The 16334-nt window shown below is 71.7% G+C and carries 15 protein-coding genes; 5 read left to right on the top strand and 10 right to left on the bottom strand.

The window, feature by feature from the left end; all coding sequences use genetic code 11:
• Window positions 1-7: 7 nt before the first annotated feature.
• The 10 genes from JJL56_RS18255 to JJL56_RS18210 are packed head-to-tail and all read right to left on the bottom strand — an operon-like array spanning window position 8 to window position 9298.
• A complete protein-coding gene (locus JJL56_RS18255) occupies window positions 8-841 on the bottom strand; it encodes a tetratricopeptide repeat protein (RefSeq protein ID WP_247889562.1) in 834 nt (277 codons plus the stop codon).
• Window positions 838-1860 (bottom strand): type II secretion system F family protein, encoded by a 1023-nt coding sequence (locus tag JJL56_RS18250; RefSeq protein ID WP_145627610.1) that lies wholly within the window; start codon window positions 1858-1860, stop codon window positions 838-840. The genes JJL56_RS18255 and JJL56_RS18250 overlap by 4 nt, the downstream gene beginning before the upstream one ends.
• Window positions 1857-2822: a type II secretion system F family protein gene (locus JJL56_RS18245; RefSeq protein ID WP_145627612.1), complete on the bottom strand. Its 966-nt coding sequence runs from the start codon at window positions 2820-2822 to the stop codon at window positions 1857-1859. The genes JJL56_RS18250 and JJL56_RS18245 overlap by 4 nt, the downstream gene beginning before the upstream one ends.
• 16 nt (window positions 2823-2838) lie before the next feature.
• Complete coding sequence (locus tag JJL56_RS18240; RefSeq protein WP_247890301.1) at window positions 2839-4230, bottom strand: TadA family conjugal transfer-associated ATPase; 1392 nt, start codon at window positions 4228-4230, stop codon at window positions 2839-2841.
• Window positions 4227-5438 (bottom strand): CpaE/TadZ family protein, encoded by a 1212-nt coding sequence (locus tag JJL56_RS18235; RefSeq protein WP_200485840.1) that lies wholly within the window; start codon window positions 5436-5438, stop codon window positions 4227-4229. The genes JJL56_RS18240 and JJL56_RS18235 overlap by 4 nt, the downstream gene beginning before the upstream one ends.
• The gene (locus tag JJL56_RS18230; protein WP_247889563.1) at window positions 5435-6100 is read right to left on the bottom strand and encodes a CpaD family pilus assembly protein; all 666 of its coding nucleotides are present in this window, start codon (window positions 6098-6100) and stop codon (window positions 5435-5437) included. The genes JJL56_RS18235 and JJL56_RS18230 overlap by 4 nt, the downstream gene beginning before the upstream one ends.
• Before the next feature lie 23 nt (window positions 6101-6123).
• Window positions 6124-7584 carry a type II and III secretion system protein family protein gene (locus JJL56_RS18225; RefSeq protein ID WP_200485839.1) on the bottom strand — a complete coding sequence of 487 codons (1461 nt, stop codon included), beginning with the start codon at window positions 7582-7584 and terminating at the stop codon, window positions 6124-6126.
• Window positions 7585-7616: 32 nt separating this feature from the next.
• Window positions 7617-8495, bottom strand: a complete 879-nt coding sequence (cpaB, locus tag JJL56_RS18220) for a Flp pilus assembly protein CpaB (RefSeq protein WP_211110673.1) — start codon at window positions 8493-8495, stop codon at window positions 7617-7619.
• Entirely contained in the window at window positions 8486-9046 is a 561-nt protein-coding gene (locus JJL56_RS18215; protein WP_200485838.1) for an A24 family peptidase, read from the bottom strand. The genes cpaB and JJL56_RS18215 overlap by 10 nt, the downstream gene beginning before the upstream one ends.
• A 39-nt stretch (window positions 9047-9085) precedes the next feature.
• Window positions 9086-9298 carry a Flp family type IVb pilin gene (locus JJL56_RS18210; RefSeq protein WP_109071578.1) on the bottom strand — a complete coding sequence of 71 codons (213 nt, stop codon included), beginning with the start codon at window positions 9296-9298 and terminating at the stop codon, window positions 9086-9088.
• 721 nt (window positions 9299-10019) lie between these two features.
• Here JJL56_RS18210 and JJL56_RS18205 point away from each other — a divergent pair.
• The 5 genes from JJL56_RS18205 to JJL56_RS18185 all read left to right on the top strand — a co-directional run bounded on the left by JJL56_RS18205 (window position 10020) and on the right by JJL56_RS18185 (window position 16308).
• Window positions 10020-11174: a cytochrome-c peroxidase gene (locus tag JJL56_RS18205; RefSeq protein ID WP_200485837.1), complete on the top strand. Its 1155-nt coding sequence runs from the start codon at window positions 10020-10022 to the stop codon at window positions 11172-11174.
• Window positions 11175-11348: 174 nt separating this feature from the next.
• Complete coding sequence (locus tag JJL56_RS18200; protein ID WP_145627626.1) at window positions 11349-12629, top strand: imelysin family protein; 1281 nt, start codon at window positions 11349-11351, stop codon at window positions 12627-12629.
• 135 nt (window positions 12630-12764) lie between these two features.
• Window positions 12765-14021 (top strand): di-heme oxidoreductase family protein, encoded by a 1257-nt coding sequence (locus tag JJL56_RS18195; RefSeq protein WP_200485836.1) that lies wholly within the window; start codon window positions 12765-12767, stop codon window positions 14019-14021.
• Window positions 14022-14055: 34 nt separating this feature from the next.
• On the top strand, window positions 14056-15168 hold the full coding sequence (locus JJL56_RS18190) for an imelysin family protein (RefSeq protein ID WP_211111903.1): 1113 nt from the start codon (window positions 14056-14058) through the stop codon (window positions 15166-15168).
• 3 nt (window positions 15169-15171) lie between these two features.
• Complete coding sequence (locus JJL56_RS18185) at window positions 15172-16308, top strand: DUF1513 domain-containing protein (protein ID WP_145627629.1); 1137 nt, start codon at window positions 15172-15174, stop codon at window positions 16306-16308.
• Window positions 16309-16334 lie beyond the last annotated feature (26 nt).

Genomic DNA, 16334 nt, shown 5'->3' with positions numbered 1-16334 from the left:
GGCCGCCTCACGGCTTGAAGGCGACGAACTGCCGCGCCGTCTCGTAGAAGGCCAGGTTCGAGCGCACGTTGGCGTCGTCGAGGTCGAGCCGGGCCACACGGGCCGCCGCCTCCAGATCACCCTTCAGCCCGTAGGCCAGCGCGAGGTTCTGGCGCACGCGGGGAGAGTCCACCCCGCCTTGGACCAGCCCTTCCAGGATCGCCACGCCCTCGGCGCTGCCGTTCAGCGCCAGCGATAGGCCGAGGTTGGCCATGGCCGTCGCGTTGTTCGGCTCGGCCTTCAGGACGTGACGGTACTCGGTCTGGGCCTCCGCGTGCCGCCCGGCGAGGTCGAGGGCGACGCCGCGGTTCAGGCGGGCGCGCAGGTCGTCGTCGTTGCGGCGGAGCAGGGCGTCGAAGCGGTTCAGCGCGTCGGCGGGACGGTTGGCGCGGACCAGCGCGCGGCCCAGCGCCGTCTGCACCTCCACATTGTCGGGAACGGCGGCGGCGGCCTTCTGAAGCTCGACCACCGCGTCGGCGGCGGAGCCGCTCTCCGACAGGGTTTCGCCCAGCCCGAGCAGGGCGCCGACATGGCCCGGCGCCTGATCCAGCACCGCGCGGTAGAAACGCACCGCGGAGCCGGTGTTGCCGGCCTCCTGCGCGGCGCGGGCGAGGCGGAGCTGCACGCGCGCCTTGTCGTCCAGCGTGGCGTTCGCCGTCGCGCCGCTCCTCGACCCCACCGGTCCGCCGCCCGGCGCGGAGGCGCAAGCGCTGACCGACAGCAGCAGAAGGGCGGCCGCCGCGGCGCGGCCCAGACCGGAGAGGCTCTGCTTGGACGAGAGGGAAGACGGGGTGGCGATCATGGCTGACCTCCCATGGTCTGGCTGTGGGGCGGGTTGGAAGCGGACTGGCTGGAATGGGTCTGTTGGCTGTTGCCGGCGCTGTCGAAGCTGCGCGAGACGTCGAGCATGGCGGGGCCGCCGACGACGATGAAGACGCAGGGCAGGATGAAGACCACCATGGGCAGGGTCAGCAGCACCGGCAGGCGGGCCGCCTTCTCCTCGAACCGGGCGAGGCGCTGGGCGCGCATCTCCCCGGCCAGGACGCGCAGCGCCTGGGCCAGCGGGGTGCCGTAGCGCATGGCCTGGATCAGCGTCGTCGCCATGCCGCGCACGCCCTCCATGTCCAGCCGGGCGGCCAGATTGTTGAGCGCGCCGCCGCGGTCGGACAGCACGCGCATCTCCGCCGCGGTGGCCGACAGCTCGGCGCTCAGCGCCGGGTAGGCGGTCGCCACCTCGCGGGCCACGCGGTCCACCGCCGCTTCCAGGCCGAGGCCGGCCTCGCCGCAGATCACCAGCAGGTCGAGCGCGTCGGGCAGGCCGTTGCGCACCTCCTCCAGACGGCGGTCGCGCATCCGGCCCAGCGCCAGATCGGGCAGCCGCCAGCCGAGCAGGGCGCCGGCCACCACCTGCGCCGCGGCACCGGGCGCGCCGATCAGCGAAGGCAGCAGATCGCCCGCCGCCGCCGGGACCAGCGCCATCCCGGCGCCGATGCACAGCAGCTTGATGCCGAGCAGGGAGTAGAGGTGGCCGGGTTGGTTGTAGCCGGCGGCGATCAGGCTCCGGCGCATCCGTTCCCGGTCGGCGGAGCCGACGAGCGGCGTGCGGGCCAGCGCGGCGCCGATCCGGCTCAGCAGGCTCCGGCGTTCCGTTTCGGTGGCGGCGGACGGCGCGGTTCCGCCGCGCAGGCGCTCCAGCCGGGCCAGGAGCCGCTCGCGCAGCACGCAGGAGCGCAGCCCGGCCACCCCGGTGAGGATCATCAGCACGCCGAAGCCGAGAAGGACCGGCTGCGGGATCAGGCCGCCCATCACGCCGCCGCTCATGACAGGGTCCTCCGGATGAGGAGCTGCATGGAGCCGACGCCGACCAGCAGCAGCCCGCCGGCCACCGCCAGCATCGTCTGGCCGCTCGGCTCGTCGATCAGCCGCATCGCGTAGTCGGGGTTCAGCATCGCCATGCCGCCGCCGGCCAGGAAGGGCAGGGCGGCCAGCACGGCGGCGGAGCTGCGCGCCTCCGACGTCAGGGCGCGGGTGCGCATCTGCACGCGGCGGCGCTGGCGGATCATGTCGGCCAGATTCTCCAGCGGCTCCGTCAGGTTGCCGCCGGTCTCCCGTTGCAAAAGCAAGGTGACGACGAAGAAGCGGAACTCCGGCAGGCGGACGTTGGCGGCGGCGCGGGCCAGCACGGTTTCCAGGTCGATGCCCATGGCCGTCTCGTCGACGATGCGGCGGAACAGCGGGGCGATCGGCTCGGACAGCTCGCTGCCGACCATGCGCAGGCTTTCCGAGACCGGGATGCCGGCGCGGGTGGCGCGGACCACGAGGCTGATCGCGTCGGGAAGCTGGTTCATCAGCGCCTCCAGCGTCTTGCGGCGGCTGGCGGCGAAGACGAGGCGCGGGGTGACCAGCAGGGCCACGGCGGCGGCGGTCGTGGCGCCCGCCTCGCCCACCACCGGCCCGCCCAGCCACCAGCACAGGCCGGCGGCGATCACGGCGGTGAGCAACGCCCGCCACAGCCGGATGCCCGGCGGCAGATAGACGGTCTGGCGCCGCGCGTAGAAGCGCGACATGCGCCGCTTCACCCGGTCGGCGAGGGTTAGGGAGCCGGCGCCGGTGATGTCGGGGCTCCCGTCCTCCACCACCGCCCGCGCCTCCGCCGACAGGGCGGCCAGCCGGCGGCGCAGCGCCGTGTGGCGGCGGAACGCGCGCAGGGTGGAGAGGGCGAAGAGCAGCGTTCCGACACCGAGGAGCAGGGTGGCGAGCTGAAGGGCCTGGATGCGGTCCATCGCGTATCCCCCCGTCTCAGAGGCCGGTGGTGGCGGCGTTCCAGGCCGCCTCCTGCCCGAAATAGGCCAGCCGCTCGGCGAAGCGCGGGCGCAGGCCGGTGGCGGCGTAGCGCCCTTCCAGGATGCCGTCGCGGTTCTCGCCGCGGAACTCGAAGGTGAAGAGGTCTTGGGTCAGGATCACGTCGCCCTCCATGCCGACCAGCTCGGTGACGTGGGTGATGCGGCGCACGCCGTCGCGCATGCGCTGGACCTGGATGATGACGTGCACCGCCCCGGCGATCTGCTGGCGGATGGCGCGGCTGGGCAGGCTCATCCCGGCCATCAGCACCATGTTCTCGACGCGGCTCAGCGCGTCGCGCGGGTTGTTGGCGTGGATGGTCGACATCGACCCGTCATGGCCGGTGTTCATGGCCTGGAGCATGTCGAAGGCCTCCGCCCCGCGCACCTCGCCGATGATGATGCGGTCGGGCCGCATGCGCAGCGCGTTGCGGACGAGGTCGCGCTGCGTCACCTGCCCCTGGCCCTCCAGGTTGGGCGGGCGGGTTTCCAGCCGGACGACGTGGGGCTGTTGGAGCTGGAGTTCGGCGGCGTCCTCGATGGTGATGACGCGCTCGGTCGCCTCGATGGGGCGGGACATGGCGTTGAGCAGCGTCGTCTTGCCCGAGCCGGTGCCGCCGGAGATGATGATGTTCAGCCGGCAGCGCCCGATGATCTCCAGCGCGCGGGCCATCGGCTCGGACATGCTGCGGAACTCCACCAACTCGCGGAAGCCGATGGTGCGGCGGGCGAATTTGCGGATGGAGATGCAGGCGCCGTCGAGCGCCAGCGGCGGCACCACGATGTTGACGCGGCTGCCGTCGGCCAGCCGGGCGTCGACCATCGGGCTGGACTCGTCCACCCGCCGCCCGACCGCCGAGGCGATGCGCTGCGCGATGTTCAGCAGGTGCCCGGCGTCGCGGAAGCGCACCGGCATCTCCACCAGCTTGCCGCGCTGCTCGGCGAAGGTGCGGGAGGGGCCGTTGACCATGATGTCGGTGATCGCGTCGTCGGCCAGCAGCGGCTCCAGCGGCCCCAGCCCGATCATGTCGTGGACCAGCTCCGTCGCCAGCGTGGCCTGCTCGCGCCCGTTCAACTGGCTGCGGCTGGTGGTGGCGATGTCGTCGATCAGCCGCTCGACCAGCGGGCGCAGCGTCTCCGCCGGCATGTCGGCGATGGTCGCCGGGTCGATGCGGGCCAGCACCTGCGACCGGATGTCGTTCAGCGAGCGGTTGACCGGCCGCGGCGCGGCCGGCGGCGGCGGGATGGGCGCCGCCACCGGGGCCGGGGCGGGCTTCGGCACCTCGGGCGGCGGACTCGTCGCCACGGTCAGGGAAGTGGGGGCCGCCTTGCGGCCGAACAGGGTGCTCATCGCCGCACCCAGCGGCGGAACAGGCCGTCCTGCGCGGCGGGCTGGCCGGCGACGTCGGCGCCCAGCCGCTCCATCGCCTCGCGGAAGCGGCGGCAGTGGCGGAAGGCCGGCTCGCCGACGCCCGCTGCGACGGCCAGCGGCACCGGGCGGTAGGGCAGGGCGTGTTCCGGCGGCTCGCCCAGCGTGCGCATCAGGTCCGCCGCGGGCAGCTCGCCGGGGGCGCCGCGCCGGTTCAGGACGGTGACCAGCCGCCCGCCGCCGGACCGCCGCGCGATGGCGGCGCGCAGCCGCACCAGATCGCGCAGCCCCGCGACGCTGGCGTCGCCGACCAGGACCACGATGGAGGCCGCCTCCAGCGCGGCGCGGGCGGCCCCGCCCTGGGCGCGTCCCGCGTCCACGACCACGTAGTTGTGGCGGGCCTGGAGACGATTGAGCACCGACAGCGCGGCGGTGGGGGCGATGTCGATCACGTCCTCCACCGGCTCCTCCGCCGCCAGGACGGACAGGCGGTCGGAGGCGGCGACCATGGCGCGCTCCATGAACACGTCGTCCACCCGGTCGGGCGTCTCCACCGCCTCGCGCAGCGCCGGCTCGGGGCGCAGGTTGAGGGCCAGCGCCACCGTGCCGTTCTGCAGGTCGAGGTCGACCAGCGCCGTGCGCCCGCGCGCCCCGTCGGCCAGCCAGCAACTGAGATGCACCGCGACCGTCGTGGTCCCCACGCCGCCGCGCGCGCCGACCACCGCCACCAGCTTGCCCAGCCGTCCCGACGCCTCGTCCGCCGCGGTGCCGGCGCCGGCGGCGCGCAGCGCGCCCTCCAGCAGGTCGCGGGACAGCGGCTTGAACAAATAGTCGGTGACGCCGATCCGCCGCAGGTCGCGGTAGAGGCCGATGTCGTTGCTGTCGCCGACCGCGATGACCCGCACCGACGGATCGCAGACCCCGGCCAGGGACTCCATCGCGGCCAGCGGCTCGGCGACGCCGGACAGATCGACCAGCAGCAGGTCGGGCGAGCGTTGGCGCGCCAGGTCGCGGGCGGCGCTGCGGATATCGCCGGTCCGCACCTCGCAAGGCAGCAGGGACGCGGCCGCGCTGTTCAGCAGGGCGGCGCTGGCCGCGTCGGCGACGTAGGCGAGCAGGCGGGGACCGGAGCCGCGGGCGGCGTCGGCCTGCGACGGCGCGTCGCCGAGAAGGGTGGCGAGCAGGCTCATTGCTCCTCCTGGCTTCCGTTCAGGGCGGGGGCCAGCAGGAAGGCGCTGGACGTGTTCCCCTTCACGAAGGGCTTCACCTTGTCGGCGCGGTAGCGCTGGACGGCGCCGGCCATGCGCTGGCCGTCGGCGGGCACGGTCTCCCGGCCCTGCACGAGGTCGCGCGGGTCGGCCAGCATCAGAGCGAGGTTGCGCCGGTTGCTGCAGCCCAGCGCCTCGGTCGGGCTGTTCTGGTACCAGCCGTTGTAGATGTCGCTCCACGCCCCGCAGTCCGGGGCCAGCGCGACGTAGGTGGTGACCTGGAGCGCCGGGGCGCCGGTCTGGTCGGGGGCGAAGGTGATGTTCTCCGGCGGTACGCCGGCCGCGCCCAGCAGCGAGGCGACGGCGACCCGCGCCGGGGCGGCGAGCATCGGCCCAGTGACCGTCACGTGGGGGGTGGTGTCGCGGCCGAGCCCGGCCACCGTGCGGACCACCCGGGCGTGTTCCTCCGCCGTGACGGCGCCGCTGCGCGGGTCGATGGCGACGGGGACGGCGTTGCGGAAGGCCTTCACGGCGGGCGTCTGGGCGGCGGGCATCGGCGGGGGCGTCTGTGGCACGGCGCAGCCGCCCAGCAGACCCGTGAGGAGTGGCAGAAGCAGCATCGGCGTTCGCATGGCTTTGGGCATGGCGCTGTGCTCCGCGAAAGGGGTCATTGGAGGCTGAAGCCGGCGTCGCCGTGCAGGCGGGCGGCGCCCGGCCCGATCGCCATCGGGGCGGCGAGCGGGGCGGCCGGAGCCGCGCTGCCGCCGCCCGGCGGGGGCTGGAGGCTCTGGGCGCGGTTCAGGAAGATGCGCTCCACGTCGGTCGCCGCGACGAAGCCGTCGGTCGGGGCGGACAGGGCGTTGGCGGCGGACACCGGACGGACGAGGTAGGGGGTCACGACGATGACCAGCTCCGTCTCGTTGCGGCGGAACTTGCTGGAGTGGAACAGCGCCCCCAGCACCGGCACGTCGCCCAGCCCCGGCACGGCGTCCAGCGTCGCCGTGGTGTTGTTCTGAAGCAGGCCGGCGATGGCGAAGCTCTGCCCGCTGGCCAGCTCGATGGTCGTCTCGGCACGCCGCACCGACAGGCCGGGGATGCGGATGGAGTCGACCACGACGGCGCCGTTGTTGGTCAGCTCGCTGACCTCCGGGCGGACGCGCATGCTGATCTGGCCGCCGCCCAGCACGGTCGGGGTGAAGTCCAGGCTGACGCCGTACTTCTTGAACTGGATGGTGGTGGTGCGGTCGTACTGGGCGACCGGGATGGGGAACTCGCCGCCGGCCAGGAAGCTGGCGGTTTCGCCGGACAGGGCGGTCAGGTTCGGCTCGGCCAGCACGGTGATCAGCCCGTCCTCGGCCAGCGCGTCCACCACCGTGTTGATGTCCACCCGCCCGTTGCTGGAGCGGTAGCTGCCGCCGATGGAGTTGGTTGGGGGGATGGCGCGGATCAGGTTGCCGGCGGCGTCCAGGATGGGCCGCCCGGTGGCGATCCCGAAGGCGAAGGAGCCGATGTTGAACATGCTCTCGAAATTGACGCCCAGTTCCTTGGTCACCTGACGCGACACCTCGGCGACGCGGACCCGCAGGTTGACCTGGGCGGGGGATGCGACGGTCAGGCGGTTGGTGACGGTCTGCCCCTGCCCGACGTAGCGCTCGGCCAGCTCGACCATCTGCCGCGCCGTGGCGGGGGAGGAGACGGTGCCGGTCAGCGTGATGCCGTTGCCGGTGCTCTGCACGTCGATGGCGGCGTTGGGCACCTGGGCGACCAGCTTGGATCGCAGGTCGCCGATGGGCATGGTGACGACGACGCTGAAGGAGGCGAGCGGCTTGTTGTCCGCCGACAGGGCGTAGACGCTGGCCCGCCCCGGCGTCTTGGCGACAATGAAGAAGGCCTGCGGGCCGGACGCCTGCACGTCGGCGATCTCCGGGGCGGAGGTGAAGACGCTGGCCGCCGGGGCGGACAGGTTGACCGGCTGCCCGCCGCCGACCTCCAGCATGATCTCGCGGGGGCGCTGCTGCGCCTGGGCCGGCGTGGCGGCCAGCGCCGCGAACAGCCCGGCCAGGAGGGCTGCCGCGGCGATCTTAATGGCTGCGGCCCGGCCCATGGTGGTTGTGGTGGTCATCGTCATGAGTTCGTCCCCCCCTGGGTCGGCGCGCCGGTTCAGCGTTCGAGCGTTTCCGTCTTGGAGCCGCGGATGATGAGCAGAGCCGGGCGGCGGGCGGCGGGCGCCTCCGCGCTGTGGGCTGCGGGAAGCTGGCGCAGCGCGGGCGACACGTCCTCGGCCCAGGTGGGGGCCGAAGCGGGTTCCGATTCCCCGGCGGCGAGAACGGTCTCGTCGGCGAGCAGGCTGCGCAGCGCCAGTGAGAGCTTGCCCATGGTGGCGGCGACGGTGACCGTCTCGCTCTGACGGGCGGTGACCTCCAGCGTCACGGTGCGGGGGATGCGCCCGTCCGGCCCGTTCTTCGCCATGCCGGCCTCGCCGAGCTGCTGGTCGATGGCGATGACACGCAGATTCTGGAGCACGGTCTCGCCGACCGCCCGGTTGCGCAGGTCGCGCCCCGCGTGGGATTCGAAATTCTGGGTCAGGATCAGGTCCACGCGGTCGCCAGGCCAGATCAGCCCGCCGGTCGCGCTGACCGCGTCCACCGCCACCGATACCGCGCGGCTGCCCGGCGACAGGACGGCGGCGAGGAAGCCGCGCTCCCCCGGCGCCACGATGTGGCCGGCCATGATCGGCTCGCCCGACGCAAAGGACCGGCGGGTGACGGCGCCGCTGTAGGCGCTTTCCGCCACGCGGCCTCGCACCATGTAGCCGTCGCCGAGGCGACCCGGCGGCCAGGGCTCCCAGCGCAGATCCTCGGCGCGCAGCAGCATCCCGGTGGAGATCGGGCGGGCGGCGACCAGCACGGAGTCCATGGGTGCCTGGGGCGCCGGGACCGCGACGGCGGCGGTCGGGGCCGGCAGCATCGAGAAGGACACGTAGCCCACCAGCGACAGCCCGACGAGCAGCAGGGACAGGAAAAGCACTCTCAGAACCATGCCGCTCCTCCGGTGGGGTTGGAGAGGGTGAGCAGCCCGCCGGCGGCCAGGGCGACGCCGTAGGGCACGGAATGGCGGGTGGCGATGCGGTGCGCCTCGGCTGCGAGAAGGCGAACCGGTGTGGACCGTCCGCCGAAGCGGCGCAGCAGCCGGCGCGCCGGGCGCCCGTTGCGCAGGGCCAGCCACCCGGCGAGATAGAGAAGGGCGAGAACCCCGCCGGCCAGCGCGGTGGCGGTCGCGAAGGGGGCGGCCCGCTCCACCCCGACCAGCAGCAGGATGGCCGAGGCCAGCTTCACATCCCCGCCGCCCAGCCAGCCCCGCCCGTGCAGGGCGCACAGGGCCAGGAACAGCGCGGCGGCGGCGGCAAGGCTGCCCCACGGGAAGGGGGCGCCCTGCCAGAGCGGAAGCGCGAGGCCGAGGGTGGCGAGGAGGATGGACGCCGTGTCCGGAATGATGCGCCGGCACAGGTCGTCCACCGCCGCCCAGCCCAGCGCAAGCCCCGCCATGGGCAGTGCCAGGGAGAGGGGATCGAGGACTGCGATCGTATCCATGGCGGGACTTTGCGTGGGAGGGAGGAGGAGAGGCGGCGCTTACGGGATGGTCGTCGAGGTACCGCTGACCGTGGTGCCGATGCCGGTGAACAGGGTGCTGACGTTGGTGCCGAAGGTGCGGGCTCCGCCGATAATCACCAGAGCGACCAGCGCCGCCGCCAGACCGTATTCGAGGGCCGTGATGCCCTTGCGGTCCTTGGAAGCGGCGTGGACCGGGGAAATGATGGCGCGGATGTTGGCGAACAGGGTCATTGATTGTCTCCTTTGATAATTGTTATGCGAAGGGGTTTTCGCTTCATCACTGTGAAGCGGATGGGTTTGATTACTGATTTTCAGGGAATGCACGGCGTCTGTGATTTCAGGATGTCGAAAGCCGGTATTTTAATAAACCTATCGATTGGGGTAGTCCGGCGGGCCGGCATCGTTGTCTTTGCGATCCGTAACGCAACTTTTCGCGCTGCCTTCAGGCAAAGTGCAGGCATCGCCATGTGCAGCGGCGTCGGGTCAAAGAAACGGGAAGGAGAGCGCCGCGCGGGGGCGGGAATGACGATCGGATTGCTTTGAAAGGAAATGATTAGAATTTGAAGTGATTATCGGGCTATGCCGGGATTGTGTGGGTGCCACGGCGACCGCTCCCTTCGTGGCGTGCGGAGCATTTGGAGTCCCGACGGTGGTGCGGTCTTCTCCCGAAATGGCGGCGAGCCCTCCGGATGGCGAAGCAGAGTCGGTAGCCGGGTCGGGGTACCCTTTTCCGTCATGCCGAAACCCCCGCACCGGATCGTCCATCCGGGAACGGGGCCGGACGAACGGGGCAAGGGGTTAATCCCGCCGGTCCTACGACCAGTGGCAATAGGTCGCACGTTCGTGATAATGAGAATAACTATCATCCAGGCCGAAGGGCATGGATACTGACCGGCAGGCCCCGCCATGGATTGCCGCCGTGGGCCACCGCCGTCAAGGAGCGAGAGTCAGGATGTCATTGTTCGGCAAATATGTCGCGCCGGCCGCGGCGCTGTCCGCCCTGTTGATCGCCGGTGGTTCCGGCATGGCCGCCGATCCGGCGGAGATGCAGAAGGCGAAGGCCGAACTGGGCAAGGCGCTGTTCTTCGACAACAACTTGTCCTCCACCCGCAGCCAGTCCTGCGCGACCTGTCACAACCCCGAATCCGGCTTCGCCGACCCGCGCGGCGCCGCGTCGCTGGGGGCCGACGGCAAGTCGCTGGGCGACCGCAACGCGCCGACCGCCGCCTACGCCCATCTTGCCCCGCGCTTTGGCTTCAAGGCCAGCGGGGTTCCCTTCGGCGGGCAGTTCCACGACGGCCGGGCCGCCACCCTTCAGGAGCAGGCCGGCGGCCCGCCGCTGAACCCCGCCGAGATGGCCATGGCCTCCAAGGCGGAGGTGCAAGGGCGGTTGAAGGAGAACGCCGACTACGCGCGGAGCTTCGTCGCCCTCTATGGCGCGGGGGTGCTGGACGACGCCGACCGCGCCTATGACGCGATGACCGACAGCATCGCCGCCTTCGAGACGACCGACGTCTTCTCGCCCTTCGATTCCAAGTACGACCGTTATCTGCGCGGCGAATACAAGATGACCGGCGAGGAGGAACTGGGGATGACCCTGTTCTTCTCGCAGCAGTTCACCAACTGCAACGTCTGCCACAAGCTGAACGCCATGCCGGCGGCGAAGAACGAGGTCTTCACCAACTACGAGTACCACAACATCGGCGTTCCGGTGAACGCGGAACTGCGGGCGGCCAACGGGGTGGCAGCGACTCACATCGACCGCGGGCTGGCCGAGAATCCGGCGCTGAAGGGCCAGAAGGCGCATGAGGGGAAATTCAAGACGCCGACCCTGCGCAACGTCGCGGTGACCGGCCCCTACATGCACAACGGCGTCTTCAAGGACCTGGAGACCGTCGTCCGCTTCTACAACAAGTACAACAGCACCAAGCCGGCGGACCAGATCAACCCGGAGACCGGCAAGCCCTGGGCCAATCCGGAAATCGCCGCCACCGTCTCCATCAAGGAGTTGGAGGAGGGTCCGGCGCTCGACGACCGCCGAATCAAGGCGCTGGTCGCCTTCATGAAGACGCTGACCGACGCCCGCTACGAACCGCTGGTGAAGTGAGCGCGGGCAGGCGGGGCCGCCGCCATGGCCCCGCCGTCCGCCGCAAATTCGGCAATGCTCGCCCTGCTTGGCAATTGCATCTTGACAATGAGAGTGATTGGCGGCGCATGTTGAGAATGCTTCGCACTTTCATGGCTCTCACGCCAACGATCACCGACGCTTGAGGAGACCTTCATGTTCAAGCACGCCTCCGGCCTTGCCGCCGCGGCTCTCATCGCGCTGGCGCCGCTCGCCGCCGACGCCCAGACGTCCAAGCCCGCCTACAAGGACGTGGTGAAGACCTACGCCGACATCGCCCAGGCCAGCTACGAGGACTCCGCCAGCACCGCCAAGGCGCTGAAGAAGGCCGTCGACGCGCTGGTGGCCAACCCGTCGGAGGCGACGCTGGCCGCCGCCCGCACGGCGTGGCTGAACGCCCGCGTCCCCTACATGCAGACCGAGGCCTTCCGCTTCGGCAACCCGATCGTCGACGAGTGGGAGGGCAAGGTCAACGCCTGGCCGCTGGACGAGGGCCTGATCGACTATGTGGACGACGGCTACGCCGGCGGCGACAGCAACCCGTTCGCCAAGGCCAACGTGATCGCCAACCCGAAGATCAAGGCCGGCGACAAGACCATCGACGCCCGCAAGATCACCAAGGAGCTGCTGGCCGACAAGCTGCACGAGGCCGGCAAGGTCGAGGCCAACGTGGCGACCGGCTACCACGCCGTCGAGTTCCTGCTGTGGGGCCAGGACCTGAACGGCACGGGTCCGGGCGCCGGCGATCGTAAGGCGACCGACTACGCCAAGGGCAAGGACTGCACCAACGGCAACTGCGACCGCCGCGCCCAGTTCCTGACCGTCGCCACCCAGATGCTGGTCGAGGATCTGGAGGAGATGGCCAAGGCCTGGGGCGCCAAGGGCAAGGCCCGCGCCTCCGTCGCCAAGGCCAAGGAGTCGGAGGGCGTCGCCCGCATCCTGACCGGACTCGGCAGCCTCAGCTACGGCGAGCTGGCCGGCGAGCGCATGAAGCTCGGCCTCATGCTGCATGACCCGGAGGAGGAGCATGACTGCTTCTCCGACAACACCCACAACTCGCACTATTACGACCAGATCGGCATGGTCAACGTCTACAGCGGTCGCTACACCCGCGTGGACGGCAAGGTCGTGACCGGCCCGTCGCTGTCGCAGTATGTCGCCGCCACCGCGCCGGAGGCCGACGCCAAGGTGAAGGAGGCGATGACCGCCACCACCGCCGCGATGAAGGTCATGAAGGACACGGCCGACCTCGGCAAGATGGCCTACGACCAGATGATCGGCACCGACAACGCCGAAGGCAACGCGATCGTCTCGACCGCGGTGGACCGTCTGGTCGATCAGAAGAAGGCCCTGGAAGGCGTCGTCGCCGCCCTGGGCGTCTCGGTCGAGCTGGAAGGTTCGGACAGCCTCGACAACCCGTCGGCCGTCGGCAAGTAAGCCGGCGGACCACGGGTTGCGGCCTCTCCTTCCCGCGTGGGGCGGCGTTGTCCGCTCCCCGCCGACCGCCCGCGCGGTGGGAGGGGCCGCAGCCCGTCCTTTTGCCATTCTGGAATGGGGCCGCCCGCCCGACTGATGAAAGCCCGTTTCGCCTTTCTGCTCGCCCTGCTGCCGGCCCTGCCGGCGGTGGCGGGCGACCTCGACACCCGGATCGGCGAGAAGCTGTTCCGGCGGATGTGGGTCAGCGCCCCCACGGTGACGCACGCCAACGACGGGCTGGGTCCGCTCTACGACGCCCGCTCCTGCGCCGCCTGCCATCCGGCGGCCCGCCAGGGGCGACCGCCCGATCCCGCCGTTCCCGACGACCGCGGCGTCGGCTACGCGCTGAAGCTCAGCGGCGACCCCGTCTATGGGCGGCAGATCCAGACCAACGCGGTGCTCGGCTTTGCCATCGAGGGCCAGCCCGTCCTGACCTACCGCAAGGAGACGGTGCGCTTCCCCGACGGCGACACGGCGACGCTGCGCCGCCCGCTGCTGTCCGTCACCGACCTCAATTACGGCCCGCTGGCCGAGGCGACGGCGATCTCCGCCCGCATCGCTCCGTCCGTGCGTGGCATGGGCCTGCTGGAGCGCATCCCCGAAGCCGACATCCTGGCCGGCGCCGATCCGGAGGACCGTGACGGCGACGGCGTCGCCGGGCGCCCCAACTGGGTGGCGCCGGAGGGCACGCGGCAACTCGGCCGCTTCGGCTGGAAGGCCGTCCACCCGACGCTGCACCGCCAGAATTCGGAGGCCTTCAGCCTCGACATCGGCATGTCCACCCCGGCCTATCCCGAGCCCTGGGGCGACTGCACCCCGGCGCAGACCGAATGCCGGAACGCCCCGCACGGCGACTCCCCGCAGTATGAGGGGCTGGAGATCCCCTCCACGGTGATTGGGCTGATCGACGGCTATCTGCGCACCCTGCCGCCCGACGGAGGGCTGGAGGCGCCGCGCGACACGGCGGGCAGCGCGCTGTTCGCCGCCACCGGCTGCGCGTCCTGCCACCGCCCCTCCTTCACCACGGCGGAGGACGCCGCGCATCCCGCGCTGTCCCGCCGCACGATCTTCCCCTACAGCGACCTGCTTCTCCACGACCTGGGCGAGGATCTGGCCGACGGCGTGGCGATGGGCGAGGCGCGGGGCCGCGACTGGCGCACGACGCCGCTGTGGGGGATGAGGCGGCTGGCGGAATCCGACGGCACGCTGGCCCTGCTCCACGACGGGCGGGCGCGCAGCGTGACCGAGGCCGTCCTGTGGCACGGCGGCGAGGCGGGCAAGGCGCGCGGCGCCTTCATGGCCCTGCCGCGCGGCGACCGGGAAAAGTTGGTGCGTTTCGTTCTGGGGCTCTAAAGTCCACACGGTTTGAATGGCATAGGTGATGAGAATGCAACGCCGCCGCGTGATCGGCCTGATGTCGGCCGCCGCCCTGTCGATCCTCCTGCCGGGCCGGCTCGCCCTGGCGGCGCGGGAGCCGGCGGGAGACGCCACCATGCTGGGCGGTCTGGTTCGAACCCATGCCCTGCCGCGCTTCGACGCGCTGGCCGGCGCCGCCGGCATCAACGCGGAACGGCTGGCGCAGTTCGCCGCGGCGCCGACAGCGGACGGGCTGGAGAGCTGCCGCGCCGCCCACCGCGCCCTCTACGACGCCTGGGCCGGTGTCCAGCATCTGCGCTCCGGACCGCTGGCGATGGAGCTGCGCGCCGACCGCATCGCCTTCTGGCCGGAGCGGGCCGGGGTGGTGCAGCGCCAGATCCTCGCCATGCTGAAGAACCGCGATCCGAAGCTGCTGGAGCCCGGCGGGCTGGCCCGCCAGAGCGCCGCGGTGCAGGGGCTGACCGCGCTGGAGCGGCTGCTGTTCGACGAAGGCGTCACCGCCTCCTCATTCCAGGGCGATGAGGCCGGGCGATTCCGCGGCGCATTGGCCGCCGCGGTGGCGCAGAACGTCCTCGCCATCACCCGCGAGGTCCGCGACGGCTGGAAGGCGCTGGAGGCGCCGCTGGCCGCCGGGGAGCAGACCGCGCTCGGTCCCGACGCCGGTTCCGCGGTCAACGTCCTCTTCTCCGGCGCGCTCACCGCCCTGCAGGTGGTGGCCGACCAGAAACTGCTGGCGCCGCTCGGCCCCAACGCCGGGGAGGCCAAGCCGGCGGTGGCCGAGGCGCTGCGCAGCGGCCAGTCGGCCCGCAACGTCCGCATCAACCTGGAGGCGCTGCGCGCCCTGATGCTGGGCGAGGGCGGCGGCCCCGGCCTGACCGCCCTGCTGCCCGCCGGCGATGCCGGGGCGCAGGCCCGCCGCGCGCTGGACGAGGGCTTCACCGCCGCGATCCGCGCCGCCGAGGCGATCCCCACCCCGATCAACGTCGCCGTCGCCGATCCGGCCAAGCGCAAGACCGTGGAGACCACCCTGCAACGGGCCAAGGACGTGCGCAACCTGCTGACCGGCACGGTGGCGCCGCTGCTGGACATCAGCATCGGCTTCAACGAACTGGATGGAGACTGAGCGATGGACGCGACCCGCCGGGGCACCCTGCTTCTGATTGGCGGTGGTCTGCTCGGGGGCGGCCTGCTCGGCGCCCTCCTGGGGCCGGCGCGGGCGGAGACCGCCGGGGGGACGCTGTTCCTCAACGCCTACGCCACCGCGACGGCATCGCCGGAGTATGGCGTGGCGGCGCTGGACGGGGCGGGCGGCGTGCGCTTCACCACCCCGACTCCGGGCCGCGCCCATGGCATCGTTCCGCACCCGACGCGGGCCGAGGCCGTGGCCTTCGCCCGCCGTCCGGGGCGCTGGTTCATGCCGCTGTCGCTGGTCGATGGGCAATCGGGCGGGCGTCCGGGGCCGGTGGTCCGCGCGCCGGAGGACCGCCGCTTCACCGGGCACGGCGCCTTCTCCACGGATGGACGCCTGCTCTATGTGGCGGAGGACGACGTGCCGCGCGAGGCCGGGTCGATCGGCGTCTACGACGCGATGGACGGTTACCGCCGCGTCGGCGCGATGCCGACCCACGGGCTGGGGCCGCACGAGCTTCTGATGATCGCGGACGGCACGGTCCTCGCGGTCGCCAACGGCGGCGTCATCACCCACCCGGACACCGGCCGGGCCAAGCTGAACCTGGACGAGATGGACTCCTCGATCACCTATGTCGAGGTGGCGAGCGGAAAGCTGCTCGATCAGGTCCGCCTGCCGGAGGAGCACGCCAACCTCGGCATCCGTCACATCGCCGCCCTGGCCGACGGCGGGATCGCCTTCGGCGCGCAGGACGAGCGGCCCGTCGGCATGCTCCAGCCGCTGACCGGCACGCACCGTCCGGGCGGCGGCGCGGTGCGCCTGTTCGACACTCCGGACGACGCGCTGTCCCGGTTCGAAGGCTACATCGGCAGCGTCGCGGCCGACAAGGGCAAGGTCGCGGCCAGTTCGCCCAAGGGCGGCATCATCGGGCTGTGGGACGACGCCACCGGCGCGTGGCTGGGAGCGGCGGCGCTGCCCGACGGCTGCGGCATCGCCCCGGACGGCGACGGCTTCCTGGCGAGCAGCGGGCTCGGCAATCTCCGGACGGTCGGCGCGGCGCCGGACCTGCCGGGCGACGGCCTGCGGCTGGCCGACTTCCGCTGGGACAATCACATGACTCGTTTTGCCACATGACTCGTTTTGCCATATGACGCGCATTG

It is taken from the genome of Azospirillum aestuarii (assembly GCF_016632405.1).
Lineage (GTDB): Bacteria > Pseudomonadota > Alphaproteobacteria > Azospirillales > Azospirillaceae > Azospirillum > Azospirillum aestuarii.
Note: the sequence above shows the minus strand (reverse complement) of the source record. Positions and strands in the feature narration are given on the sequence as shown.

Coding starts and splice junctions, on each gene's coding strand:
- JJL56_RS18255 (WP_247889562.1), bottom strand. CDS start 841: ATGATCGCCACCCCGTCTTCCCTCTCGTCCAAGCAGAGCCTCTCCGGT.
- JJL56_RS18250 (WP_145627610.1), bottom strand. CDS start 1,860: ATGAGCGGCGGCGTGATGGGCGGCCTGATCCCGCAGCCGGTCCTTCTC.
- JJL56_RS18245 (WP_145627612.1), bottom strand. CDS start 2,822: ATGGACCGCATCCAGGCCCTTCAGCTCGCCACCCTGCTCCTCGGTGTC.
- JJL56_RS18240 (WP_247890301.1), bottom strand. CDS start 4,230: ATGAGCACCCTGTTCGGCCGCAAGGCGGCCCCCACTTCCCTGACCGTG.
- JJL56_RS18235 (WP_200485840.1), bottom strand. CDS start 5,438: ATGAGCCTGCTCGCCACCCTTCTCGGCGACGCGCCGTCGCAGGCCGAC.
- JJL56_RS18230 (WP_247889563.1), bottom strand. CDS start 6,100: ATGCCCAAAGCCATGCGAACGCCGATGCTGCTTCTGCCACTCCTCACG.
- JJL56_RS18225 (WP_200485839.1), bottom strand. CDS start 7,584: ATGACGATGACCACCACAACCACCATGGGCCGGGCCGCAGCCATTAAG.
- cpaB (WP_211110673.1), bottom strand. CDS start 8,495: ATGGTTCTGAGAGTGCTTTTCCTGTCCCTGCTGCTCGTCGGGCTGTCG.
- JJL56_RS18215 (WP_200485838.1), bottom strand. CDS start 9,046: ATGGATACGATCGCAGTCCTCGATCCCCTCTCCCTGGCACTGCCCATG.
- JJL56_RS18210 (WP_109071578.1), bottom strand. CDS start 9,298: ATGACCCTGTTCGCCAACATCCGCGCCATCATTTCCCCGGTCCACGCC.
- JJL56_RS18205 (WP_200485837.1), top strand. CDS start 10,020: ATGTCATTGTTCGGCAAATATGTCGCGCCGGCCGCGGCGCTGTCCGCC.
- JJL56_RS18200 (WP_145627626.1), top strand. CDS start 11,349: ATGTTCAAGCACGCCTCCGGCCTTGCCGCCGCGGCTCTCATCGCGCTG.
- JJL56_RS18195 (WP_200485836.1), top strand. CDS start 12,765: ATGAAAGCCCGTTTCGCCTTTCTGCTCGCCCTGCTGCCGGCCCTGCCG.
- JJL56_RS18190 (WP_211111903.1), top strand. CDS start 14,056: ATGCAACGCCGCCGCGTGATCGGCCTGATGTCGGCCGCCGCCCTGTCG.
- JJL56_RS18185 (WP_145627629.1), top strand. CDS start 15,172: ATGGACGCGACCCGCCGGGGCACCCTGCTTCTGATTGGCGGTGGTCTG.